General features: G+C 70.8%; 19 protein-coding genes. 6 read left to right on the top strand and 13 right to left on the bottom strand.

Annotated features, from left to right (window positions below):
- The first annotated feature begins 87 nt into the window (after positions 1-87).
- Complete coding sequence (iscB, locus tag ACTWQJ_RS08260; RefSeq protein ID WP_443305970.1) at positions 88-1,356, top strand: RNA-guided endonuclease IscB; 1,269 nt, start codon at positions 88-90, stop codon at positions 1,354-1,356.
- Positions 1,357-1,688: 332 nt separating this feature from the next.
- Here the strand turns inward: iscB and ACTWQJ_RS08255 are convergent, their stop codons facing one another.
- Positions 1,689-2,789 (bottom strand): citrate synthase 2, encoded by a 1,101-nt coding sequence (locus ACTWQJ_RS08255; protein ID WP_443305969.1) that lies wholly within the window; start codon positions 2,787-2,789, stop codon positions 1,689-1,691.
- Positions 2,790-3,155: 366 nt separating this feature from the next.
- On the opposite strand from ACTWQJ_RS08255, the gene pdxH reads away from it, so the two are divergent.
- Positions 3,156-3,833: a pyridoxamine 5'-phosphate oxidase gene (pdxH, locus tag ACTWQJ_RS08250; RefSeq protein ID WP_224738670.1), complete on the top strand. Its 678-nt coding sequence runs from the start codon at positions 3,156-3,158 to the stop codon at positions 3,831-3,833.
- Positions 3,834-3,856: 23 nt separating this feature from the next.
- Here pdxH and ACTWQJ_RS08245 read toward each other — a convergent pair whose 3' ends face one another.
- Genes ACTWQJ_RS08245 through ACTWQJ_RS08210 form a run of 8 tightly spaced genes read right to left on the bottom strand, consistent with a single transcriptional unit; the run spans position 3,857 to position 13,950 of the window.
- On the bottom strand, positions 3,857-4,507 hold the full coding sequence (locus ACTWQJ_RS08245) for a TetR/AcrR family transcriptional regulator (protein ID WP_443305968.1): 651 nt from the start codon (positions 4,505-4,507) through the stop codon (positions 3,857-3,859).
- Positions 4,495-5,229 carry an enoyl-CoA hydratase family protein gene (locus ACTWQJ_RS08240; RefSeq protein WP_443305967.1) on the bottom strand — a complete coding sequence of 245 codons (735 nt, stop codon included), beginning with the start codon at positions 5,227-5,229 and terminating at the stop codon, positions 4,495-4,497. Before ACTWQJ_RS08240 ends, ACTWQJ_RS08245 begins: the two co-directional genes overlap by 13 nt.
- The gene (locus ACTWQJ_RS08235; RefSeq protein ID WP_443305966.1) at positions 5,226-6,794 is read right to left on the bottom strand and encodes a 4-coumarate--CoA ligase family protein; all 1,569 of its coding nucleotides are present in this window, start codon (positions 6,792-6,794) and stop codon (positions 5,226-5,228) included. Before ACTWQJ_RS08235 ends, ACTWQJ_RS08240 begins: the two co-directional genes overlap by 4 nt.
- Positions 6,795-6,824: 30 nt before the next feature.
- Entirely contained in the window at positions 6,825-7,991 is a 1,167-nt protein-coding gene (locus ACTWQJ_RS08230) for an acyl-CoA dehydrogenase family protein (protein WP_443305965.1), read from the bottom strand.
- Between the two features lie 58 nt (positions 7,992-8,049).
- Positions 8,050-9,891, bottom strand: coding sequence for an ATP-binding protein (locus ACTWQJ_RS08225; protein WP_443305964.1), 1,842 nt, complete (start codon positions 9,889-9,891; stop codon positions 8,050-8,052).
- 5 nt (positions 9,892-9,896) lie between these two features.
- Positions 9,897-11,495, bottom strand: a complete 1,599-nt coding sequence (locus ACTWQJ_RS08220; RefSeq protein ID WP_443305963.1) for an acyl-CoA carboxylase subunit beta — start codon at positions 11,493-11,495, stop codon at positions 9,897-9,899.
- Positions 11,492-13,159 (bottom strand): acyclic terpene utilization AtuA family protein, encoded by a 1,668-nt coding sequence (locus tag ACTWQJ_RS08215; RefSeq protein ID WP_443305962.1) that lies wholly within the window; start codon positions 13,157-13,159, stop codon positions 11,492-11,494. The genes ACTWQJ_RS08220 and ACTWQJ_RS08215 overlap by 4 nt, the downstream gene beginning before the upstream one ends.
- Positions 13,156-13,950, bottom strand: coding sequence for a TIGR03084 family metal-binding protein (locus ACTWQJ_RS08210; protein WP_443305961.1), 795 nt, complete (start codon positions 13,948-13,950; stop codon positions 13,156-13,158). Before ACTWQJ_RS08210 ends, ACTWQJ_RS08215 begins: the two co-directional genes overlap by 4 nt.
- A gap of 120 nt (positions 13,951-14,070) precedes the next feature.
- On the opposite strand from ACTWQJ_RS08210, the gene ACTWQJ_RS08205 reads away from it, so the two are divergent.
- Positions 14,071-14,916, top strand: coding sequence for a helix-turn-helix domain-containing protein (locus tag ACTWQJ_RS08205; RefSeq protein WP_443305960.1), 846 nt, complete (start codon positions 14,071-14,073; stop codon positions 14,914-14,916).
- A complete protein-coding gene (locus ACTWQJ_RS08200; protein ID WP_443305959.1) occupies positions 14,876-15,157 on the top strand; it encodes a DUF397 domain-containing protein in 282 nt (93 codons plus the stop codon). The genes ACTWQJ_RS08205 and ACTWQJ_RS08200 overlap by 41 nt, the downstream gene beginning before the upstream one ends.
- Here the strand turns inward: ACTWQJ_RS08200 and ACTWQJ_RS08195 are convergent.
- Together ACTWQJ_RS08195 and ACTWQJ_RS08190 are read right to left on the bottom strand one after the other, a co-directional pair.
- Positions 15,132-16,088 carry an EamA family transporter gene (locus ACTWQJ_RS08195; protein ID WP_443305958.1) on the bottom strand — a complete coding sequence of 319 codons (957 nt, stop codon included), beginning with the start codon at positions 16,086-16,088 and terminating at the stop codon, positions 15,132-15,134. The two genes, ACTWQJ_RS08200 and ACTWQJ_RS08195, sit on opposite strands and share 26 nt — an antisense overlap.
- Positions 16,089-16,176: 88 nt before the next feature.
- Complete coding sequence (locus tag ACTWQJ_RS08190) at positions 16,177-19,095, bottom strand: FAD-binding and (Fe-S)-binding domain-containing protein (protein WP_443305957.1); 2,919 nt, start codon at positions 19,093-19,095, stop codon at positions 16,177-16,179.
- A 79-nt stretch (positions 19,096-19,174) separates the two neighbouring features.
- Here ACTWQJ_RS08190 and serC point away from each other — a divergent pair, with 79 nt between their 5' ends.
- Positions 19,175-20,293 carry a phosphoserine transaminase gene (gene serC / locus ACTWQJ_RS08185; RefSeq protein WP_443305956.1) on the top strand — a complete coding sequence of 373 codons (1,119 nt, stop codon included), beginning with the start codon at positions 19,175-19,177 and terminating at the stop codon, positions 20,291-20,293.
- 86 nt (positions 20,294-20,379) lie between these two features.
- Here the strand turns inward: serC and ACTWQJ_RS08180 are convergent, their stop codons facing one another.
- Complete coding sequence (locus ACTWQJ_RS08180) at positions 20,380-21,201, bottom strand: ABC transporter permease (protein WP_443305955.1); 822 nt, start codon at positions 21,199-21,201, stop codon at positions 20,380-20,382.
- A complete protein-coding gene (locus tag ACTWQJ_RS08175) occupies positions 21,198-22,157 on the bottom strand; it encodes an ATP-binding cassette domain-containing protein (RefSeq protein ID WP_443305954.1) in 960 nt (319 codons plus the stop codon). The genes ACTWQJ_RS08180 and ACTWQJ_RS08175 overlap by 4 nt, the downstream gene beginning before the upstream one ends.
- A 95-nt stretch (positions 22,158-22,252) precedes the next feature.
- Between ACTWQJ_RS08175 and ACTWQJ_RS08170 the strand changes: the two genes are divergently transcribed.
- Complete coding sequence (locus ACTWQJ_RS08170; protein ID WP_443305953.1) at positions 22,253-23,047, top strand: TetR/AcrR family transcriptional regulator; 795 nt, start codon at positions 22,253-22,255, stop codon at positions 23,045-23,047.
- Positions 23,048-23,170: the final 123 nt, after the last annotated feature.

Here is a 23,170-nt window from a genome sequence, read left to right as displayed (position 1 = left end):
GTCAGGGTTGACGTCGGACTGACTTGAGCGGTTGGGAATCAGTCACATAGCAGGGTCTTCGTGCTCTCCAAGGAGGGGCGCCCTCTCATGCCCTGCCACCCGGCCCGCGCCCGCGAACTACTCGGAAAGGGTCGGGCCGTGGTCGCCCGACAAGTTCCCTTCACCATCCGGTTGAAGGACCGAACGCTCGCCGAGTCGGAAGTGGACGGCGTGCAGTTACGCATCGACCCCGGCTCCAAGGGCACCGGTCTCGCCCTCACCGACGAAAAGAAGGAAACCAACGAACACGGCGCTACCGTGACTGTCCGACGCGGGCTGGTCTCGGTCGAGCTCCAGCACCGCGCCGATCAGATCCGGCTGTGCATGCAACAACGCGCCGGATACCGACACCGACGCCGCTCGGCCAACTGCCGCTACCGCGCACCGCGCTTTCGTAACCGGGGGCACCCCACAGGATGGCTACCGCCCTCCCTACGCCACCGCGTGGATACGACCTTCTCCGTGGCCAAACGACTGTGCCGCTACGCGCCTGTCACCGAGATCCACGTGGAACTCGTCGCCTTCGACACCCACTCCATGAGCACGGGCAGACCACTCAAAGGGGCCGAGTACCAGCAAGGACCACTCGCCGGCACCAGTGCCCGCGCCTACCTGCACGCCAAGTGGGACAACACCTGCGCCTACTGCGACGCCACCGGCGTCCCCCTGAACATCGACCACCTCAGGCCACGCAGCCGGGGAGGCTCGAACCGCATCTCCAACCTCGTCCTCGCCTGCATCCCCTGCAACCAGGCCAAGGGCAACGGCCCCGTCGAGGTCTTCCTGGCGCACCGGCCCGATCGCCTCGCGAAGATCCTCCAGCAGGTCAGGACACCACTCCACGACGCCGCCGCCATGAACGCGACGCGCTGGCGGCTCACGGACGCACTGGGCAGCATCGGCAAACCCGTGCACAGCTGGCCAGGCGGTCAGACCAAAGAAAACCGGACCGCCATGGGGCTGGCCAAGGCGCACACTCTGGACGCGCTGTCCGTAGGGCATCTGGATCACGAGGACGGGGATGCGATCGTGCGCTTCCCCGCGCAGGTCCTCGTCGTCAAGGCCACCGGACGCGGCTCCTACGCACGTACTACTCCCGACCGATTCGGATTCCCGCGCCTGCAGCGTGCCCGTACCAAGCAGCACTTCGGATACGTCACCGGGGGATCTTGTGCGGGCCGTCATACCCTCCGGCAAGTGGGCAGGTACGTGGACCGGGCGCATCTCTGTCCGTGCCAGGGGGCAGCACAGCCTTGCCACAGCGAGGGGCCGGATCAACGTCTCTCACCAGAATCTTCGGCACCTGCAACGCGGTGACGGATACGGATACACCACGCGGCCGGAATCGACACCGTCAAAGTCCCGGAAAACCGGTTGATCGGTGGCCGAACCGTTCTTAGGGTGGCGCGTACACGGTGAAAGGAGGTGATCCGGCAGATGTATGAATACCGGACGCGTGAGGTGGCTGCGGGCTAGCGGCCCGTCACCACACCCAGTGCGGTGCCGGACCAGCGCGTGAGAGACACGTGCAGCCGGCCCAATCTCAAGCAGTCACCCGACCCGCGAGTCGCCGGTACGTCCGGCCGGCTCCTCCGCTGGAGGAACCAGACTCGCGGGTCGTCTGCGTTTTCAAGCGCCCCCGGAAGGGCTCAGTGGGCGATGTCCTCGTAGCCCTCGATCGCGCGCGGGTCGCGAGGGCCCGGGCCGACGTAGCGGGCGGAGGGGCGGACCAGGCGGCCGGTGCGCTTCTGTTCGAGGATGTGGGCGGACCAGCCGGCCGTGCGGGCGCAGGTGAACATCGAGGTGAACATGTGGGCGGGGACCTCGGCGAAGTCCAGGACGATGGCCGCCCAGAACTCCACGTTGGTGGCCAGGACGCGGTCCGGGCGGCGGTTGTGGAGTTCTTCGAGGGCCGCCTTTTCGAGGGCCTCCGCGACCTCGTAGCGGGGGGCGCCGAGCTCGCGGGCCGTGCGGCGGAGGACTCGGGCGCGTGGGTCCTCGGCGCGGTAGACGCGGTGGCCGAAGCCCATGAGGCGTTCGCCGTTGTCGAGGGCCTGCTTGACGTATGCCTCGGCGTCGCCGGTGCGCTCGATCTCCTCGATCATGCCGAGGACGCGGGAGGGGGCGCCGCCGTGCAGGGGGCCGGACATGGCTCCTACGGCGCCGGAGAGGGCTGCCGCCACGTCCGCGCCGGTGGAGGCGATGACGCGTGCGGTGAAGGTGGAGGCGTTCATGCCGTGTTCGGCTGCCGACGTCCAGTAGGCGTCGACCGCCGCCACGTGCTTGGGGTCGGGCTCGCCACGCCAGCGGATCATGAAGCGTTCGACGACGGAGTGGGCCTTGTCGATCTCGCGCTGCGGGACCATGGGCAGGCCCTGGCCGCGGGCGGACTGGGCGACGTAGGAGAGGGCCATGACGGCGGCTCGTGCCAGGTCCTCGCGGGCCTGTGCGGCGTCGATGTCGAGGAGGGGTTTGAGGCCCCAGACGGGGGCGAGCATGGCGAGTGCCGACTGGACGTCCACGCGGATGTCGCCGGAGTGGACGGGGATGGGGAAGGGCTCGGCGGGCGGCAGGCCGGGGTTGAAGGCGCCGTCGACGAGCAGACCCCAGACGTTGCCGAACGAGACGTGACCGACCAGGTCCTCGATGTCGACGCCGCGGTACCTGAGGGCGCCGCCCTCCTTGTCCGGTTCGGCGATCTCCGTCTCGAACGCGACGACTCCCTCGAGCCCGGGTACGAAGTCGGACATCAGGCGGCTCCTCGTGATGTGTGGGACGGGTGGTGTTGTAGAGGGGTTGAGCTATGGGGCTGGCTGGTGGGGGTGGTGGGGCTTGTGGGTGGTGAGGGGTGGGCTTCAGCGTGTGGGTGGTGCTGGTGCGGCGACCATGAGCTGGTGCGGGTGTGGTGATCGCCCGGTGGATCCGCGGTCGTGTGCGTGGCTTGCGATGACTCGCGGTCCTGGGCGGTCACTGGGGTGATGCCCGGCTGGCGGTCACCCAACCGGGACGGCCTTTCAGCACGATATCTCCGAGTGCCACCCTTGGGGAGAGTCTGCGGCACTCAGTGCCAGTCAGTGACGAAGACCACCGCCCGCCGCATACGGCAAGATGATCGCGTGACCGACGAAGCCGCCGTTCCCGCCGCGCATCCCGATCCTGCCGCGATGCGCAAGCACTACCGGGCCGAGGGTCTCGCCGAGACCGATCTGGCCGCCACTCCCGTCGAGCAGTTCGCACGCTGGTTTCGGCAAGCCGCGACGGAGGGGCGGCTGTTCGAGCCGAACGCCATGGTGGTCTCCACGGCCGACGCGGAGGGCCGGCCCAGTTCTCGTACGGTGCTGCTGAAGCACTTCGACGAGACCGGCTTCGTCTTCTACACGAACTACGACTCCCGCAAGGCCCGCGACCTTGCCGAGAACCCGTACGTCTCGCTGCTCTTTCCGTGGTATCCGATGGCCCGGCAGGTGATCGTCACCGGCATCGCGCGGCGTACCGGGCGGGACGAGACGGCGGCGTACTTCCGTACCCGGCCGCACGGGTCGCAGCTCGGGGCGTGGGCGAGCGCGCAGTCCTCGGTGATCGCGACCCGTGCGGATCTCGAGGCTGCTTACGCCGAGCTGGCGGCCCGCTATCCGGACGGTGAGCAGGTGCCGGTGCCGCCGCACTGGGGTGGTTTCCGGGTGGCCGCGCAGGCGGTGGAGTTCTGGCAGGGGCGGGAGAACCGGTTGCACGACCGGTTGCGGTACGTGGCGCAGGCGGACGGCAGCTGGCGGGTGGAGCGGCTCAGTCCGTGACGGGGCTCAGTCCGTGACGGGGCTCAGGGCGTGACGGGGCTCAGGGCGTCGTCCAGGAGTGTCGCCCACTGGGTCACCACGCCTTCGCGGCGCTGGGCGTCGTCGGTGAGGAGGTTGGCCAGGCCCAGGCCGCGGGCCATGTCGAGGAGGCCCTGGACGGTTTCGCGGACGCCGGGGCGGGATTCGTCGGCGGCGAGGAGGTCCACGGCTATGCGGTGGGTTTCGCGGCCGACGCGGGCTTCGAGTTCGGTGACGCGGGGCCGCAGCTGGTCCTCGTTGGAGGCGGCGACCCAGAGGTGGAGGGCGGCGCGGAACAGCGGCCCTGTGTAGAGGTCGACGAGGGCCGCCACGACGGCGCGGCGGTCGCCGGCGGCGCCTTGGGGGAACAGGGCGCGCAGGGCGAGGGAGCGTTCCTCGGCGACGTATTCGACGGCGGCGGTGAAGAGGTCCTCGCGGGTCGGGAAGTGGTGCTGGGCGGCGCCGCGGGAGACTCCGGCGCGTTCGGCGACGACGGCGACGGTGGAGCCTGCCCAGCCGTGTTCGGCGAGGCAGGCGACGGCGGCTTCCAGGAGCCGTTGCCGGGTGGCGCGGCTGCGGTCCTGCTTGGGAGCGCGGTCGGCGCGGTCGACGGTGGTCACCGTGGTGATGGTGTTGACCGAGTTCACAGCACCCATGGGGGATCCCGTCGTTCGAGGAAGGCTGTCATGCCTTCGCGGGCGTCGGCGGAGGCGAACATCCGGGCCGAGAGTGCGGTCAGGTGGGCCGCGTCCCGGTCGAATGTCTCCAGCACCCTAGCTGTGAGCAGGCGTTTCGTCTCGGTCAGGGCCTGGGGGGCCGCTTTGCGCAGGCTGTCCAGGACGGGGGCCAGTACGTCGTCCACGTCGTCGCCCGTCGCTGTCAGCAGGCCGATGCGGGCGGCCTCGGTGGCGTCGAAGCGTTCGCCGGTGAGGTAGTGGCGGGCGAGGGCGCGGGGGTCGGTGCGGGGCAGGAGGGTGAGGGAGATGACGGCGGGGGCGACGCCGATGCGTACCTCGGTGAACGCGAAGGTGGCCTCGCCGGATGCGGCGGCGATGTCGCAGGCGGCGAGCAGACCGAGTCCGCCGGCCCGTACGTGTCCGGTGACTCGGGCGACGACGGGTTTGGGCAGTTCCACGATCTGCCGGAGCAGGCCGACCAGCGTGTCGGGGTGGGGTGGGTCGCGCAGGTCGGCGCCTGCGCAGAAGGTGGTGCCGGTGTGGGTGAGGACGACGGCGCGGATGTCGCTGTCCTTGCCGCAGTCGGTGAGGGTGTCGGCGAGTTCGCCGACGAGCGCTGCCGAGAGGGCGTTGCGGTTGGCCGGGGAGTCGAGGGTGAGGGTCTCGACTCCCCGCGTGCGGGTGCGGCCGATCAGTGTCACGTGGTCTCCCGGAGCTGCCGGCGCAGGATCTTGCCGGAGGCGGCGCGGGGCACGGCGTCGATGAAGGTGACCTGGCGGACACGTTTGTAGGGGGCGACGCGTTCGGCGACGTACATCATGATCTCTCCTTCGGAGAGGTCGGGTGCGGACGGCTGGCAGACCACGTACGCGCGCGGGATCTCGTTTCCGTCCTCGTTGTAGACGCCGATGACGGCGGCGTCGGCGATGCCCGGGTGAGTGAGGAGCAGGGCCTCCAGTTCGGCGGGGGCCACCTGGAAGCCCTTGTACTTGATGAGTTCCTTGACGCGGTCGACGACGAAGAGCCAGCCGTCTGCGTCGACGTGTCCGATGTCGCCGGTGTGCAGCCAGCCGTCGGTGTCGATCATCGCGGAGGTGGCGTCGGGGCGGCCCAGGTAGCCCTTCATGACCTGGGGGCCGCGGATGAGGATCTCGCCGGCCTCGCCGACGCCGAGGTCCTTGTCGGGGTCGTCGAGGGAGACGATCCGCATCTCGGTGCCGGCGATGAGGCGGCCGACGGTCCCGGGCGGGGCGTCGTGCATGGCGTCGAGCGGGACGACGTGCGTGCCGGGGGACAGTTCCGTCATGCCGTAGGCCTGGCCGACGGGCGGCAGGTTCAGGCGGCGCGAGCAGGCGGCGGCGAGGTTGGCGTCCAGCGGGGCGGCGGCGCTGATGACGTACTTCAGGGACGACAGGTCGTACTGCGCGACCGCCGGGTGTTTGGCGAGGGCGAGGACTATGGGCGGGGCGACGTACAGGCCGGTGATGCGGTGGTTCTGGATGGCGGCGAGGAACTGTTCCAGGTCGAAGCGGGGCAGGACGACGACCGTGGCGCCCACCCTCAGGGGGGCGTTCATCAGGGCTGTGAGCCCGTAGATGTGGAAGAAGGGCAGGACGGCGAGGATGCGGTCGCCGGGGCCGGCGGAGATGGCCGGTTCGAGCTGGGCGAGGTTGGTGGCGATCTGGCGGTGAGTGAGCATCACGCCCTTGGGGATGCCCGTGGTGCCGGACGAGTACGGGAGGGCGGCGACGTCCGTCACGGGGTCGATGTCGATCTGCGGTTCGGGGGCCGTGGACGCGAGCATGTCGATCAATGAGCGGTGGCCGGGCGCGCTGTCGCAGACGAAGATCTCCCGGACGCCGCCCGCGATTTCGGCGGCCCGGCGGGCGATGTCCAGCAGCGGCGAGACGGTGACGATCCAGCGGGCGGCCGAGTCGCGGAGCTGCTTGGCGAACTCCTCGGCCGTGGCGAGCGGGTGCACGGTCGTGACGGAGGCACCCGCGCGCGTGGCGGCGTAGAAGGCCGTCGGGAAGGCGACGGTGTTCGGACTGTGCAGGGCGAGGACGTCGCCCTTGCGGACGCCGGCCTCGGCGAGCGCGGCGGCGATCCGCCGGTGGAAGCGGTCCACCTGCTCGTAGGAGAGGGTGGTGCCGTCGGTGCCGTCGATGAGCGCGGGCGCGTCACCGAACTCGGCGGCCCGGCCGAGCACGGCCTCGTGGATGGGCAGTTCGACGGGCGGGACGTCTGCGTACTCGCTGCGGAACATCGGTTCCTCCTCGCACAACGCTGTGCCGGATCAGTACGACTTGGGCAGGCCCAGGGTCTGGTGGGAGACGTAGTTGAGAATCATCTCCCGGCTCACCGGTGCTATACGAGCCACGCGTGCGGCCGTTATCAACGAAGCAAGCCCGAATTCGCGCGTGAGGCCGTTTCCGCCGAGGGTGTGCACAGCCTGGTCGACGGCCTTCACGCAGGCCTCCCCGGCCGCGTACTTGGCCATGTTGGCGGCCTCTCCCGCGCCCGTGTCGTCCCCGGTGTCGTACAGGTGGGCCGCCTTCTGCATCATCAGGCGGGCCAGTTCGAGGTCGATGTGCGCCTGGGCGAGGGGGTGGGCGATGGCCTGGTGGGCGCCGATGGGCGTCTTCCAGACGCTGCGGTCGCGGGCGTACTCGATGGCTTTCGCCAGGGCGTAGCGGCCCATGCCGATCGCGAAGGCGGCCGTCATGATGCGTTCGGGGTTGAGGCCGGCGAAGAGTTGCAGCAGGCCGGCGTCCTCGTCGCCGACGAGTGCGTCGGCGGGCAGTCGTACGTCGTCCAGGACCAGCTCGAACTGCTTCTCCGCGGCGTTCAGTTCCATGTCGATGGGGTGCCGGGTGAAGCCGGGGGCGTCGCGCGGGACGATGAAGAGGCAGGGCTTGAGGCGGCCGGTGCGGGAGTCTTCTGTGCGGCCGACTATGAGGGTGGCGTCGGCGATGTCCACGCCGGAGATGAACACCTTGCGGCCGGTGAGGAGCCAGTCGCCTCCGGCGGGGTCGCGGCGGGCGGTGGTGGTGATGCGGTGGCTGTTGGAGCCGGCGTCGGGTTCGGTGATGCCGAAGGCCATCGTGCGGGTGCCGTCGGCGAGGCCGGGGAGCCATTGTTGTTTCTGGTCGTCGGTGCCGAAGCGGGCGATGACCGTGCCGCAGATGGCGGGGGAGACGACGAGCATGAGGAGGGGGCAGCCGGCTGCGCCGAGTTCTTCGAGGACGATGGAGAGTTCGGTGATGCCGCCGCCTCCACCTCCGTACTCCTCGGGGAGGTTGACGCCTAGGTAGCCGAGTTTTCCGGCTTCTGACCAGAGTTCGTGGGGGTGGCGGCCTTCTTTTACCACGGTGGTGAGGTATTCGCGGCCGTAACGGGTGCCGAGGGCGGCTACTGCGGATCGTAGGGCTTTGTGTTCTTCGGATTCGAGAGTGGGGGCCATGGGGGCTCCTTCCGGCTGCGGGTTCGTTGTGGCTGGTCGCGCAGTTCCCCGCGCCCCTTTAGGTCTCCTGCACTACCGCCAGTAGTGCGCCGACCTGCACTTGTTCGCCCAAGGTGGCGTGCAGTGCAGTGAGCGTGCCTGTGGTCGGGGCCGAGATTTTGTGCTGCATCTTCATCGCCTCCAGCCACAGGAGGGGCTCTCCGGCCCGTACCGGTGCTCCTGCGGACAGGCCCTCGGCGACGCGGACGACCGTGCCGGGCATGGGGGCCAGGAGGGAGCCCGGGGCGTGCTGGGCCGTGGGGTCGGGGAAGCGGGGGAGGGCTGTGAGGGCGGTGGAACCCACGTACACCTGGTCGCCGTACGTCACCACCTCGAACTTCCTTCGCACGCCGTCCACTTCGAGTACGACGAGAGCGGCGTCGGCGTGCACGACCCGTACCCCGTCGGCCTCCAGGCCCGTGCGCGTGTGCCGGTAATGGACCTCGTGTTCCTCGCCGGCCATCAGGTACCGCTTGGTCTGCGGCTGTGAGGGCACGTTGCGCCAGCCGGCGAAGCGGGAGCGGCCGTGGGCGTCGGCGAGGGCGGCGGCCAGGGGGGCGTACGGGTCGGGGGTGGGGGCGGTGAGGTCGGGGAGGTGGCGGTCGTAGAAGCCCGTGTCCATGCGGGCGGTGGTGAACTCCTTGTGCCGCAGGGAGCGGATCAGGAGGTCGCGGTTGGTGGTCGGGCCGTGGATGACGGTTCGTTCCAGGGTGCCGGCGAGTTTGCGGAGGGCCTCCGCGCGCGTGGGGGCGTGGGCGACTGCCTTGGCGAGCATGGGGTCGTAGTGGATGCCGATGTCGTCGCCGTCGGTGTAGCCGGTGTCCAGGCGGATGCCTTCGGGGGCGGTGAGGCGGTGCAGGGTGCCGGTCTGGGGGGCCCAATCGCGGGCGGGGTCCTCGGCGTATAGGCGGGCCTCTACGGCGTGGCCACGCGCGCGTGGGGGGTGGTTTTCGAGGGCGCGGCCCTCGGCGACGCGGAGTTGGAGAGCGACCAGGTCGATGTCGAACACGGCTTCCGTGACGGGGTGTTCGACCTGGAGGCGGGTGTTCATCTCCAGGAAGTGCGCCTTGTCGTCGGCGACCAGGAACTCGACGGTGCCGGCGCCGGCGTAGCCGACGGTGCGGGCGGCGCGTACGGCGGTGTCGTACAGCTCCTGGGTGAGCTCGTCGGTGAGGCCGGGGGCCGGTGCCTCCTCGATCACCTTCTGGTGGCGGCGCTGGAGGGAGCAGTCGCGGGTGCCGAGCGCCCACACCGTGCCGTGTGTGTCGGCGAGGATCTGCACCTCGACGTGGCGGCCGTTCTCCACGTACGGCTCGACGAACACCTCGCCGTCGCCGAAGGCGCTCGCTGCCTCGGCGCGGGCGCCCTCCAGCGCGGCGGGCAGGTCGTCGAGCCGGCGCACGATCCGCATTCCGCGCCCTCCGCCCCCCGCGGCCGCCTTGACCAGCACCGGCAGGTCGTCCGCGGTGACGTCACCCAAGGGCGCCAGCCCCAGCAGCTGTTTGGCACGTGTCTTGGACGCCATCGCCTCGATGGCCTGCGGGGGCGGGCCGATCCACACCAGGCCCGCGTCGAGTACGGCTCGGGCGAAGTCGGCGTTCTCGGAGAGGAAGCCGTAGCCGGGGTGGACGGCGTCGGCGCCGGCCGCGACGGCCGCCTTCACGATCAGGTCGCCGCGCAGATACGTGTCGGCGGGCGCCGCGCCCGGCAGCCGTACGGCCGTGTCGGCCACGCGCGCGTGGAGGGCGTTTTCGTCGGCGTCCGAGTGCACGGCGACCGTCCGGATTCCCAACTCACCGCAGGTGCGGAAGATCCGGCAGGCGATCTCGCCCCGGTTGGCGACGAGCAGAGTGGAAATCATGGACCTCACATCCGGAAGACGCCGAAGCCGCCGCGTACGCCCTCGTAGGGCGCCGTGTGGATGGCGGACAGGCACAGGCCGAGGACGGTGCGGGTGTCGCGGGGGTCGATGACGCCGTCGTCGTAGAGGCGGCCGGACAGGAACATGGGCAGGGACTCGGACTCGATCTGCTGCTCGACCATGGCCCTCAGCGCGGCGTCGCCCTCCTCGTCGTACGGCTGCCCCTTCGCGGCGGCCGACTGGCGGGCGACGATCGAGAGCACGCCGGCGAGCTGTTGCGGGCCCATGACGGCGGACTTGGCGCTGGGCCAGGCGAAGAGGAAGCGGGGGTCGTAGGCGCGGCCGCACATGCCGTAGTGGCCGGCGCCGTAGGACGCCCCCATGAGGACGGAGAGGTGGGGGACCTTCGAATTGCTCACCGCGTTGATCATCATCGCGCCGTGTTTGATGATGCCGCCCTGCTCGTACTGGCTGCCGACCATGTAGCCGGTGGTGTTGTGCAGGAAGAGCAGGGGGATGTCGCGCTGGTTGGCGAGCTGGATGAACTGGGCGGCCTTCTGGGACTCCTCGCTGAACAGCACCCCTTGGGCGTTCGCCAGCACACCCAGGGGATAGCCGTGCAGGGTCGCCCAGCCGGTGGCCAGGCTGGTGCCATAGCGCGGCTTGAACTCGTCGAAGTCGGAGGCGTCGACGATGCGGGCGATCACCTCGCGCGGGTCGAAGGGGGTCTTCAGGTCGCCGGGGACGATGCCGAGGAGTTCGTCCTCGTCGTACTTGGGGGGTGCGGCCGGGCCCGGATCGTCGTACGCCTTGCGGTGGTTGAGGCGGGCGACCACGCGCCGGGCCTGGCGGAGCGCGTCCTGCTCGTCGACGGCGAAGTAGTCCGCGAGACCCGACACGCGCGCGTGCATGTCGGCTCCGCCCAGCGACTCGTCGTCGCTCTCCTCGCCGGTGGCCATCTTCACCAGTGGCGGGCCCCCGAGGAACACCTTCGCGCGTTCCTTGACCATGATCACGTGGTCGGACATGCCGGGGATGTACGCGCCGCCCGCGGTCGAGTTGCCGAAGACCACGGCGACGGTGGGGATTCCGGCGGCCGAGAGGCGGGTGAGGTCGCGGAAGATGGCGCCGCCCGGGATGAAGATCTCCTTCTGTGAGGGCAGGTCGGCGCCGCCGGACTCGACCAGGCTGATGCAGGGCAGCCGGTTGGCGAGGGCGATGTCGTTGGCGCGCAGGGCCTTCTTCAGGCTCCAGGGGTTGCTGGCGCCGCCGCGCACGGTCGGGTCGTTGGCGGTGATCAGGCACTCGACGCCCTCGACGACCCCGATGCCGGTGACGAGCGAGGCGCCCACGGTGTACTCGCTGCCCCAGGCAGCCAGCGGCGACAGCTCCAGGAACGGCGTGTCGGGGTCGAGGAACAGCTCGATGCGCTCCCGGGCGAGGAGCTTGCCGCGCCGCCGGTGCCGTTCGACGTACTTCTCACCGCCGCCCGCGAGGGCCTTGGCGTGTTCGGCGTCCAGGTCGGCGAGCTTGGCGAGCATCGCGTCGCGGTTGGCGCGGTAGTCGGGGCTGGTGGTGTCCAGGGCGGAGGACAGGACGGTCAAAGCAGGGCCTCCGGGATGTCCAGGTGGCGGGAGCGCAGCCATTCGCCGAGGGCCTTGGCCTGCGGGTCGAAGCGGTGCTGGGCGGCGACGCCGGCGCCGAGGATGCCTTCGACGACGAAGTTGAGGGCGTGGAGGCCAGGGAGGCTGTGCCGCGTGACCGGCAGGGTGCGGCTCTCGGGGATCAGCTCGCGGAAGCGGTCCACCGTCAGCTCGTGTGCGAGCCAGCGCCATGCCTCGTCCGTACGGGCCCACACGCCCACGTTGGCGTTGCCACCCTTGTCGCCGCTGCGGGCACCGGCGACGAGACCGAGGGGGGCGCGGCGGGTCGGCCCCGGCGACAGGGGCTCCGGCAGGGGCGGTTCGGGCACGTCGTCGAGTACGAGGGTCTCGGCGGCCGGGGGAACCGCGATCCGGCGCCCGTCGTCGAGGACCGCCGTGTGCGCGACGGCGCCCTGAGGGACGTAGACCGCCTCGAAGACCCCATAAGGCGCGCCCTTTCCCGGTGGCGCGACCACATGGAAGCCGGGGTAACTGGCCAGCGCCAGCTCCACGGCGGCCCCGCTCAGCGCCCGCCCGACCGCATCCTGCTCCGGGTCCCGTACGACCAGCCGGAGCAGGGCGCTCGCGGTCTCCTCGGTGTCCGCGTCGGGCCGGTCGGTGCGGGCCAGTTCCCAGCGCACCTCGGTGACCTTGCCGAGGGCCGCCTCCATCTGCTCCCGCACGAGTGCGGCCTTCACCTCGATATCGAGGCCCGTGAGGACGAAGACGACCTCGTTGCGGAAGCCGCCGAGGCGGTTGAGGCCGACCTTGAGGGTCGGGGGCGGGGCCTCTCCGCGGACGCCCTCGATGCGGACGCGGTCCGGTCCGTCCTGCGTCAGCCGTACGGTGTCCAGCCGGGCGGCGACGTCGGGCCCCGCGTACCGGGCGCCGCCGGTCTCGTACAGCAGCTGGGCGGTCACCGTGCCGACGTCGACGAAACCGCCGGTGCCGGGGTGCTTGGTGATGACGGAGGTGCCGTCTGGGTGGATCTCGGCGAGGGGGAAGCCGGGCCGGTGGACGTCGCCGTCGCGGAAGAAGGAGTAGTTACCGCCGGTGGCCTGCGTGCCGCACTCCAGGACATGCCCGGCGACGACGGCGCCCGCGAGCCGGTCGTACTCCCCCGGCTGCCAGCCGAAGTGGGCGGCGGCGGGCCCGGTGACCAGGGCCGCGTCCGTCACCCGCCCGGTCACCACGATGTCGGCGCCCTCGCGCAGGCAGGCCGCGATGCCGAAGCCGCCGAGGTAGGCGTGGGCGGCGAGGCTTCCGGGGTGCCGGGCGGTGAGGTCGTCGCCCTCGACGTGCGCGACGCGTACGGGGATACCGAGGCGGTCGGCCAACTCCCGTATGTTGTCGGCGAGTCCGGCCGGGTTGAGGCCGCCGGCGTTGGTGACGATCCGGACTCCGCGCTCGTGGGCGAGGCCGAGGCATTCCTCGAGCTGGCGGAGGAAGGTGCGGGCGTATCCGGCGGCCGGGTCCTTGAGACGGTCGCGGCCCAGGATGAGCATGGTCAGCTCGGCGAGGTAGTCGCCGGTGAGGACGTCGAGTTCGCCGCCGGTGAGCATCTCGCGCATGGCGTCGAAGCGGTCGCCGTAGAAGCCGGAGGCGTTGCCGATGCGGAGGGTCATCCGACGGCTCCCGTGGGCGGGCGGCCGGTGCCGGGCGGGCCCGCGAAGGCCTGGGCGATGTCCAGCCAGCGGTCGGCGTCGGGGCCTTCGGCGCGCAGGGCCAGGTCGGCGCGGTGGGCGCGCTGGGTGACCAGGAGGCAGAAGTCGAGGGCGGGGCCGGTGAGACGTTGCGGGGCGCCCTCGGGGCCGTACACCCACAACTCGCCGGAGGGGCTGCGGAGTTCCACCCGGACGGGATCGGTGGGGGCCGGGAGCCCGTGCACGCCGAAGGCGAAGTCGCGCGTGCGGACGCCGAGCCAGGCGATGTGTCGGATGCGGTCGGTGGGGGCGCGGGTGACACCGAGGGAGTCCGCCACGTCCAGCCCGTGTGCCCAGGTCTCCATGAGGCGGGCGGTGGCGAGGGAGGCGGCCGACATCGGGGGGCCGTACCAGGGGAAGCGGGCGCCCTGCGGGGCCTTGCGGAGCGCGTCGTCCAGAGCGGTGCGGCCCTCGCGCCAGCGCGACAGCAGTTCGGCGGGCGGGAGTCGGGCGGCCTCCTCGGCACCTTGGTCGACGAAGGTGTCGGGCGCGGCGAGGGCCTGTTCGACCAGGCCTCGGAAACCGTCCTCGTCCGTGACGGCGAGGAGCGCCGAGCGGTCGGTCCAGGCAAGGTGGGCGATCTGGTGGGCGATGGTCCAGCCGGGGGCGGGGGTCGGGAGCGTCCAGCGCTCCGGGCTCAACTCGGCTACCAGCCGGTCGAGTTCGTCACTTTCCGCACGCAGGTCGTCGAGCACGGGCGTCGGGTCGGCCATGAGGAGGAGCATGGCAGCGGCCCAGGAAACAAGCAAGCATGCTTGCATTATTTAGTTTTCCACAACCGCTGCATCTGTTTGCTTACGTGTAGCTACTCTCGGTGATGGGAGGTGGTTGGCATGCGAAGCCGTGAACTGGACCCCAGCGCGTCGCCGTTGGACTACTTCGGGTTCGAGCTGCGCCGCAAGCGGGAGGCCGCGGGACTCACGCTGGCGCAACTGGGGTCGATCGTGTTCTGTACGGGGTCACTGATCGGGCAGATCGAGACAGCGGCCAAGGTGCCGCAGCGGGAGTTCGCCGAGCGGGTGGATGCGGCGCTGGGGACGGACGGGACGTTCTCGAGGCTGGTCGGGCTCGTGTTACGGAGCCAGTTGCCGAGTTGGTTCCAGCCGTACGCGGAGATGGAGGCGAAGGCCGCGTACATCTCCACGTACCAGTGCCAACTGGTCTACGGGCTTCTGCAGACGGAGGCGTACGCGCGATCCGTGCTCGGCGTCGAGCACTCGGACCGGCTCGACGAAATGGTGGCCGCGCGACTGGACCGCCAGCGCATCCTGCAACGCGAGAACCCGCCGGTGCTGTGGGTCGTACTGGACGAGGCGGTGCTGTATCGGGAAATCGGCAGCCGGGAGATCATGCGGCAGCAACTGGCCCACCTGCTGAGCATGTTCGGCCAACCGTGGATGGAGATCCAGGTGCTGCCATTCTCGGCCGGTCAGCATGCAGGGATGATGGGTTCGTTCACGCTACTCCGGTTCGATGACAATCCGGACCTGCACTACAGCGAGAGCTACGACCAAGGGCACATGACCGCCAATCCACCAGTGATCAAGGAGCGCTCCGTCGGTTACGCTCGCCTGCAGGCCGCAGCTCTCTCCCCGAGGGACTCGGCTGCCCTGATCGCCCGCGTGATGGAGGAACGCTATGGGGAGCAACCTGAACCAGACGCGCGTGCAGTGGCGTAAGTCGTCGTACAGCGGGAGCAGCGGCGGCGAGTGCGTCGAGTGCGCGCCTCTCGGCGCCGCCTCCTGGCGTAAGTCCTCCTACAGCGGCGACACCGGCGGTGATTGCGTCGAGGTCGCCGACCTCACCCCCCACATCGCCCTCCGCGACTCCAAGAACCCCGCCGCCGGGGCCTTCACCGTCAGCCCGGCGGCCTTCGCCGCCTTCGTGACGGCGGCTACTGCCGGGAATCTCCCGGTTTGAGTGACCGGCTCCCCCGCCCCACCTGCGTCCGCACCGCCCCCATGCTCGCCACGATGACGAGCGCGATCGCGGCGGCCTCCATGGCGGTGAGGGCCTGGTCGAGGACGAGGAAGCCGGCCGTCGCCGCGAGGGCCGGTTCCAGGCTCATCATGATGGCGAAGGTGGGGGCGGGCAGGCGGCGCAGCGCGAGGAGTTCGAGGGTGTAGGGGAGGACGGAGGAGAGAAGCGCCACCGACGCGCCCAGGCCGAGCGTCACCGGGTCGACGAGTTTCGCCCCGGACTCGGCGATGCCCAGCGGCAGGAACAGCAGAGCCCCCACCGCCATCGCCAGAGCGAGTCCGTCGGCCTGCGGGAAGCGGCGACCCGTGCGGGCGCTGAAGACGATGTACGCCGCCCACATCGCGCCCGCGCCCAGCGCGAACGCCACCCCCACCGGGTCGAGGTCGCCGAAACCGCCGCCGCTGAGCAGGACGACACCGACGAGGGCCAGCCCGGCCCACACCAGGTTGAGCGCCCGGCGTGACGCCAGGACGGACAGGGCGAGGGGGCCGAGGACCTCCAGCGTGACCGCCGGGCCCAGGGGGATGCGGGCGACGGACTGATAGAAGAGGCCGTTCATCGCGGCCATCGTGATGCCGAAGACGATCACCGTGCCCCAGTCGGTGCGGGAGTGACCGCGCAGGCGCGGGCGGCAGACCAGCAGCAGGACCACCGCCGCCACCAGCAGCCGCAGCGCCACCACGCCGAGCGCACCGGCCCGCGGCATCAGGGTGACCGCCAGGGCGCCGCCGAACTGCACCGAGATCCCACCGGCGAGCACCAGTCCGACGGGACCGAGTGAGCCCCAGCGGTGTGCGGTGCCGTTCGTCGACGCGGGTGCGGCCCGAGTAGGGGTGGGCGAAGGCGTGGTGGTGGCGTCGGGGGTGCTCACGGGCGGTCCAGGGGCTCGGCTCGAGGTTCGTTCATCATGATGTACTGCCAAGTTCAGGGTAGTGGACTACGTCAGGTGTGTGAACCCATTATGCGACTGTCCCGGAGTCAGGGCCGGACGCCTCCAACGCCTCCGCCAACACCTCGGCCAGGTGCTGCCCCCGCACCCCGGCCAGCTGCTCCAGCTGCGTCCGGCAGGAGAACCCGTCCGCCAACACCGCCGCCTCCTCCCCCGCGCCCCGCACCGCCGGTAGCAACTGCTCCTCCGCGCACGCCACCGACACCTCGAAGTGCCCTTTCTCGAAACCGAAGTTGCCCGCGAGGCCACAGCAGCCACCGCTCAGTTCCCCGGAGAGCCCCGCGGCCTCGCGCAGTCGGCGGTCGGCCGCGTCCCCCAGTACCGCGTGCTGATGGCAGTGGGTCTGCCCCACCGCCGCACGGTCGACCCGGGGCGGCCTCCAGCCAGGAGCGAGTCGCTCAAGGGCCTCCGCGAAGGTCAGGACGCGGTCGGCCAGGCGGCGGGCGCGCGGATCGTCGTGCAGCAGCTCGGGGAGGTCCGCGCGGAGGGCGGCCGCACAGCTGGGCTCGAGGACGACGACCGGGACGTCGGTCTCCAGCACCGGCTCCATCAGGTCGAGCGTGCGGCGCAGCACCGCACGGGCGCGGTCGAGCTGCCCCGTGGAGACGTACGTCAGCCCGCAGCAGACGCGGCCCCTGCCCCGCAGAAGGGACACCGGGTCGAGGGCGACCGTCACACCGTCCCCCACCGGCGCCTTCCTGAAGTGCACCGTCGGCGGCAGCGCCACCCGCAGCCCCGCCGCCTCCAGCACGCGTACAGCCGCCTGCCCCACGGACGGCGAGAGGTACTCGGTGAAGGTGTCCGGCCACAGGATGACCAGGTCGCCGTCAACGGCCTTGTCCCGCCGCTCCCACCATCGGCTGAACGTCCGCGTCGCCAACCGCGGAAGCTCCCGCTCCGGCGCGATCCCGCCGAGCCGCTTCGCCGCCCACGCCAACGGCCGTACGGCGGCCAGGGCGTTGACCACCGGCGCCGTACGCGTGCGTGCCACCGCGCGTAGCCACACCGGCAGCCGGCCCATGCTGTAGTGCGCGGCCGGTCGCCGTCGGCCCTCGTAGTGGTGGTGCAGGAACTCCGCCTTGTACGTGGCCATGTCGACCTCGACCGGACAGTCGGACCGGCATCCCTTGCAGGACAGGCACAGGTCCAGCGCGTCGCGCACCTCCGTCGACCGCCACCCGTCGGTCACCAGTTCCCCGGCGAGCATCTCGTGCAGCAGCCGGGCACGCCCGCGCGTGGAGTGCTCCTCCTCACCGGTCGCCCGGAAGGACGGGCACATGACAGCGGAGCCGGTCGCCGATGTCGTACGGCATTTGGCGACCCCGACGCACCGCCGTACCGCCGCCGAGAAGTCCCCGCCGTCGGCCGGATAGCCGAAGGCAACATCCACCGGCTCCCCGGGCAGGACGGCGAATCGTAGGTTCGCGTCCAGGGGCGCGGGACGCACCAGCATCCCAGGGTTGAGCAGGTCGTCCGGGTCCCACACCCCCTTCGCCCGCTCGAAGAGATCGACCATCTCCGCGCCGTACATCCTCGGCAGCAGCTCCGCCCGCGCCTGCCCGTCCCCGTGCTCCCCGGACAGCGAACCGCCGTGCGCCACCACCAGATCGGCGAGCTCCTCGGAGAAGCGACGGAAGCGGGCCACACCCTTCTGCGTGAGCAGGTCGAAGTCGATACGGACGTGGATGCAGCCGTCCCCGAAGTGCCCGTACGGCGTGCCGCGCAGCCCGTGCGCGGACAGCAGCGCCCGGAAGTCCCGCAGATACGCCCCGAGCCGTTCCGGCGGCACCGCGCAGTCCTCCCAGCCGGGCCAGGCCTCGCTCCCGTCCGGCATACGGGTCGCCGTACCACTCGCGTCCTCCCGTATGCGCCACAGCGCCCGCTGTCCCGCCGGATCGGTCACCACCGCCGAATCGACGACATCGGCCGCCCGCACGATCGCCTCCGCACGCGCGCGTGCCTCCGCCTCCGAGTCCCCGCCGGTCTCCACGAACAGCCAGGCCCCGCCACGGGGCAGGTCGGCGGCCGAGGGCACCAGGTCCGCCGCCATGCCCTCCACCGTCAGCGGCCGTCCCCCACTCTCGGCTTCGCTCGAGCGGGAGGACCCCCATGGCAGCAGCCCGGCCGCCGCCTCCGCCGCCGCGCTCTCGTCGGCGTACGCCAGCACGGCCAGCGCACGCGCGCGTGGCGCCTCCACCAGCCGTACGACCGCCTCCGTGAGCACCCCGAGCGTGCCCTCGGAGCCGCACAGGAAGCGGGCGACATCGGCGCCCTTCTCGGGCAGCAGCGCGTCCAGCGCGTACCCGGAGATACGGCGCGGCAGCTCGGGGAAGCCGGTGCGCAGCAGCGCCAACTCACCCTCCACCAGCTCCCGCAGCCCGGCCGGGGCCCCGGCCCACCCCTGTCCCGGCCGCAACCGCTCCCCGCGCGCGGTGACCACCGACAGTTCCCGCACGCTGTCCGCGGTGGTCCCCCATGCCACCGAGTGGGAACCGCAGGAGTTGTTGCCGATCATGCCGCCGAGCGTGCAGCGGCTGTGCGTCGAGGGGTCGGGGCCGAAGCGCAGGCCGTGCGGGGCGGCGGCCTCCTGGAGGCGGTCCAGGACGAGCCCCGGCTGGACGACGGCGGTGCGTGCCTCGGGGTCCAGGGACACCAGCCGGTTCATGTGCCGGGTGAAGTCCAGCACGACGCCCGTGCCGGTGGCCTGCCCCGCGATCGACGTGCCCCCGCCCCGCGGCACGACCGGAACTCCGTGCTCCCGGCACACCGACAGCACCGCCGCCACGTCGTCGGCGTCACGCGGGGCGACGACGCCGAGCGGGACACGCCGGTAGTTGGACGCGTCCATGGTGACCAGCGCCCGGGACGTGACGTCGAACCCGACGTCGCCCCGGACGGCCCCGCGCAGCTCCGCCTCGAGATCCTGCATGCGTCCAGCAAACCAAAACACCGTCTCACCGGACGGACCACGTTTCGCCCAGGTTTCCCCCACCGGCTAACCTCCAGACGTGGCTGAGATCCAGATTCCCTCTGACATCAAGCCCGCGGACGGACGTTTCGGCGCGGGTCCCTCCAAGGTGCGGACGGAGGCGCTGGACGCCCTCGCCGCCACCGGCACCTCCCTCATGGGCACCTCCCACCGCCAGGCCCCCGTCAAGAACCTGGTCGGCCAGGTGCGCGAGGGCATCCGCGAGCTGTTCCAGCTGCCCGACGGCTACGAGGTGATCCTCGGCAACGGCGGCTCCACCGCGTTCTGGGACATCGCGACGCACGGCCTGATCGAGAACAAGTCGCAGCACCTCTCGTTCGGCGAGTTCTCGTCGAAGTTCGCGAAGGCCGCCAAGCTCGCCCCGTGGCTCGCCGAGCCGGACGTCATCTCCACCGACCCGGGCACGCACCCCGAGCCGGTCGCCGCGGCGGGCGTCGACGTCTACGCCTTCACCCACAACGAGACCTCCACCGGCGTCGCCATGCCGATCAAGCGCGTGGAAGGTGCCGACGAGGGCGCCCTGGTGCTCGTGGACGCCACCTCCGGCGCCGGCGGCCTCCCGGTCGAAATCTCCGAGACCGACGTCTACTACTTCGCCCCGCAGAAGTCCTTCGCCTCCGACGGCGGCCTGTGGATCGGCGTCTTCTCCCCGGCGGCGATCGAGCGTGCCGAGCGCATTCACGCGTCCGGCCGCCACATCCCGGAGTTCTTCTCGCTCCCCACGGCTATCGACAACTCCCGCAAGAACCAGACGTACAACACCCCGGCCCTCGCCACCCTCTTCCTGCTGAACCAGCAGCTGGAGTGGATCAACGGCCAGGGTGGCCTCGACTGGGCGGTGCGCCGTACGGCCACCTCCGCCCGCACGCTGTACGGCTGGGCCGAGGACATCAAGTACGCCAACCCGTTCGTCGCCGACCCGGCCAAGCGCTCCCAGGTCATCGGCACGATCGACTTCACCGACGAGGTGGACGCCGCCGCCGTCGCCAAGGTCCTGCGCGCCAACGGCATCGTCGACACCGAGCCCTACCGCAAGCTCGGCCGCAACCAGCTCCGCGTCGCGATGTTCCCGGCGATCGACCCTGCGGACATCGAGGCGCTGACGAAGTGCATCGACTACGTGATCGAGAAGCTGTAGCGGTTTCCCGTACGACGACGAGGGGCACCCGGAACTCTCCGGGCGCCCCTCATCGTTGAGCCGTCAGCAGCTCAACACAGGCACCGTCAGCGGCTCAGCTTCTGGAACCGCCGAACGGCCAGCGGCAGGAAGATCACGGTCAGGATCACCGGCCACACCCCCGCCATCAGCAGCGCGTTCTGCTCGACCCAGGAGTCGCCGCCGCCGATCGGCGTGCCGAACAGCTCGCGTGTGGCCGCGGCCGTGGACGAGATCGGGTTCCAGGCCGCCACCCAGCCCAGCCAGTCGGGCATCAGCTGGGGCGCGACGAAGATGCTGGAGATCATCGTCAGCGGGAAGGCCACCGCGAACAGGCCGCCCGCCGCCTCCGGGTTGGGCACGATCAGTCCGAGCCACACCCCGATCCAGATGAGCGCGAACCGCAGCCACAGCAGCAGCCCGAACGCGGCGAGGAAGCCCCACCCGCCGTCCGGCCGCCAGCCCATGGCCAGCGCCGTCAGCATCATGATCCCCAACTCGGCGCAGGCGACGATCAGATCGGTCACCCCACGCCCGGCGACCACCGCGGACGAGGCCATCGGCATCGAGCGGAACCGGTCGATGACGCCCTTGGTGGAGTCGTACACCACGACCGTGGCGGTGTTGATGAAGCCGAACGCCATGGTCATCACGAACATGCCCGGCATCAGGAAGTCCTGGTAATCCCCGCCGCCGGGCACCTTCATCGCGCTGCCGAAGACATAGCCGTACAGCAGCACGGAAAGGATCGGGAATCCCAGCTGCCAGGCGATGTTGACGGGCTGGCGCTGGTAGTGGGTCAGGCCGCGCCGGACGATGTTCCAGCAGTCGGCGAGCAGCCAGTACGTACGCCCGCGCGTGGCCGGGCCGGTCAGGTCCACGGCGCTCATGCGGCGGCCTCCTTCTCGGTGCGGTGTCCGGTCAGGCGCAGGAACACGTCGTCGAGGCTGGGCCTGCGCAGTCCGATGTCCTCGACGCGGACGCCCTCGTCCTGGAGCGTGCGGGCCACATCCGTCAGCGCGGACACCCGGTCGGTGACCGGTGCGTGCACCCTCAACTCGGTCTCGTCGGCCTCGGGTTCGCCGTCCGAGACCCGGGCGACCGCCTTCACCACCCGGGGGATCTCGGACCGCTCGGCGACCACGACCTCGATACGGTCGCCGCCGACCCGGTTCTTCAGCCCGTCCGGCGTGTCGTCGGCGATGGCCCGCCCCTGGTCGATGACGGTGATGTGTGAGGCGAGCTTGTCGGCCTCCTCCAGGTACTGCGTGGTCAGCAGCACCGTCGTCCCACTCGCCACCAACGCCCGCACCGACTCCCAGACCTCACCGCGGCTGCGGGGATCCAGCCCCGTCGTCGGCTCGTCGAGGAAGAGGACCGCCGGGGCCAGGATCATCGAGGCGGCGAGGTCGAGGCGGCGCCGCATGCCGCCGCTGTAGCCGCCGACGCCCTTGTCGGCGGCGTCGGTCAGGTCGAACTGCTCCAGCAGTTCGGTCGCGCGAGCCCGGGCCCGCTTGCCGCCGAGGTGGAACAGCCGGCCGAACATCTCCAGGTTCTGCCGCCCGGTGAGCACCTCGTCCACCGCCGCGTACTGCCCGGTGAGCCCGATCCTCGCCCGCACCTCGCGCGACTGCCGGGCCACGTCGAGTCCAGCCACCGTCGCGCGCCCGCCGTCCAGCCGGACGAGCGTGGAGAGGATGCGTACGGCGGTGGTCTTGCCGGCGCCGTTCGGCCCGAGCAGTCCGTGTACGGTGCCCTCGCGCACGGCCAGGTCGAAGCCGTCGAGGGCGCGTTTCTCGCCGTAGCGCTTCTCCAGGCCCTCGGCCCGGACCGCGTATCCGTCCATGGTTGTCCCTTCCGATACCCGCACCAACCGAGTACACCGTACCCTATTTCGCGTACGACGTACTCAGTTTTTCTCCGGGGACATAAGCTGAGGTCATGACGAGCGGCAAGAGCGGCACGGGCGGGCGCACCGGCGCCACGGAGACCAGCGGCAGCGGCGATATCGTCCGCACCCTCGAACTCCTGTGGGACACCGGCCGACGACCGAGTCGCGGTCCCAAACCCGGGCTGACTCTGGACCGGATCGTGGAAGCGGCCGTCCGGGTGGCGGACACGGAGGGCCTGGACGCCGTGTCCATGCGCCGTATCGCCGCCGAACTCGGCACCGGCGCGATGTCGCTGTACCGCTACGTCCCCGGCAAGGCCGAGCTGCTCGACCTGATGCTGGACCGCGTCCAGCGCCCCTCCGAGAACCCCGCCGACCTCGGCGACGGCACCTGGCGTTCGGCACTGGAGGCCCTGGGCCGCTCCACCCTCGCCCTCTACCGCCGCCACCCCTGGCTGCTCCACGTCAACCAGGCCCGCCCGATCCTCGGCCCCAGCGCCCTCGACGGCATGGAGAAGGTCCTCTCCCGCATCAAGCCCATGGGCCTGACCGACCCGGAGCTGGTCTCGGCGATCATCATGGTCGACTCGTACGTCGTCGGCGCCGCGCGCACCCAGGTGTACCAGGAGGAGGCCGAGCACCGGTCGGGCCTGACGGACGCCGAGTTCTGGCAGGCACAGGTGCCCGTACTGGAGAAGGTCATGGCCACCGGCCGCTACCCGATCATGGCCTCCCTCGCGGACGACACCTGGAGCGCCGACTTCGACCACTTCGAATTCGGCCTGCAACGCCTCCTCGACGGCCTGGAGGTGCTGGTCGCACAGCGGGGTGGCGCGCAGCCCTAGTGTGATGCGCCTGAAATTGCAGGTGTAAGTCTGTAGGCTGTTTTCATGTCGCATCGGGGTCCGCGTGCTGTCGAGGTCGTGCTGTCCGAGGAGGAGCGCGCCGAGTTGTCGCGTTGGGCGGGT

Origin of the sequence: Streptomyces sp. KR55 (genome assembly GCF_052245645.1) — a bacterium.
GTDB lineage: Bacteria > Actinomycetota > Actinomycetes > Streptomycetales > Streptomycetaceae > Streptomyces > Streptomyces flavusporus.
This window is presented reverse-complemented; position numbering and strand designations above follow the sequence as displayed.

Excerpts from the sequence above, each read along its gene's own strand:
- ACTWQJ_RS08245 (WP_443305968.1), bottom strand. The coding sequence starts at position 4,507 with ATGGGTGCTGTGAACTCGGTCAACACCATCACCACGGTGACCACCGTC.
- ACTWQJ_RS08180 (WP_443305955.1), bottom strand. The coding sequence starts at position 21,201 with ATGAGCGCCGTGGACCTGACCGGCCCGGCCACGCGCGGGCGTACGTAC.
- ACTWQJ_RS08235 (WP_443305966.1), bottom strand. The coding sequence starts at position 6,794 with ATGTTCCGCAGCGAGTACGCAGACGTCCCGCCCGTCGAACTGCCCATC.
- ACTWQJ_RS08255 (WP_443305969.1), bottom strand. The coding sequence starts at position 2,789 with ATGTCCGACTTCGTACCCGGGCTCGAGGGAGTCGTCGCGTTCGAGACG.
- ACTWQJ_RS08170 (WP_443305953.1), top strand. The coding sequence starts at position 22,253 with ATGACGAGCGGCAAGAGCGGCACGGGCGGGCGCACCGGCGCCACGGAG.
- ACTWQJ_RS08200 (WP_443305959.1), top strand. The coding sequence starts at position 14,876 with ATGGGGAGCAACCTGAACCAGACGCGCGTGCAGTGGCGTAAGTCGTCG.
- ACTWQJ_RS08205 (WP_443305960.1), top strand. The coding sequence starts at position 14,071 with ATGCGAAGCCGTGAACTGGACCCCAGCGCGTCGCCGTTGGACTACTTC.
- ACTWQJ_RS08215 (WP_443305962.1), bottom strand. The coding sequence starts at position 13,159 with ATGACCCTCCGCATCGGCAACGCCTCCGGCTTCTACGGCGACCGCTTC.
- ACTWQJ_RS08190 (WP_443305957.1), bottom strand. The coding sequence starts at position 19,095 with ATGCAGGATCTCGAGGCGGAGCTGCGCGGGGCCGTCCGGGGCGACGTC.
- iscB (WP_443305970.1), top strand. The coding sequence starts at position 88 with ATGCCCTGCCACCCGGCCCGCGCCCGCGAACTACTCGGAAAGGGTCGG.
- ACTWQJ_RS08225 (WP_443305964.1), bottom strand. The coding sequence starts at position 9,891 with ATGATTTCCACTCTGCTCGTCGCCAACCGGGGCGAGATCGCCTGCCGG.
- ACTWQJ_RS08210 (WP_443305961.1), bottom strand. The coding sequence starts at position 13,950 with ATGGCCGACCCGACGCCCGTGCTCGACGACCTGCGTGCGGAAAGTGAC.
- ACTWQJ_RS08175 (WP_443305954.1), bottom strand. The coding sequence starts at position 22,157 with ATGGACGGATACGCGGTCCGGGCCGAGGGCCTGGAGAAGCGCTACGGC.
- ACTWQJ_RS08230 (WP_443305965.1), bottom strand. The coding sequence starts at position 7,991 with ATGGCCCCCACTCTCGAATCCGAAGAACACAAAGCCCTACGATCCGCA.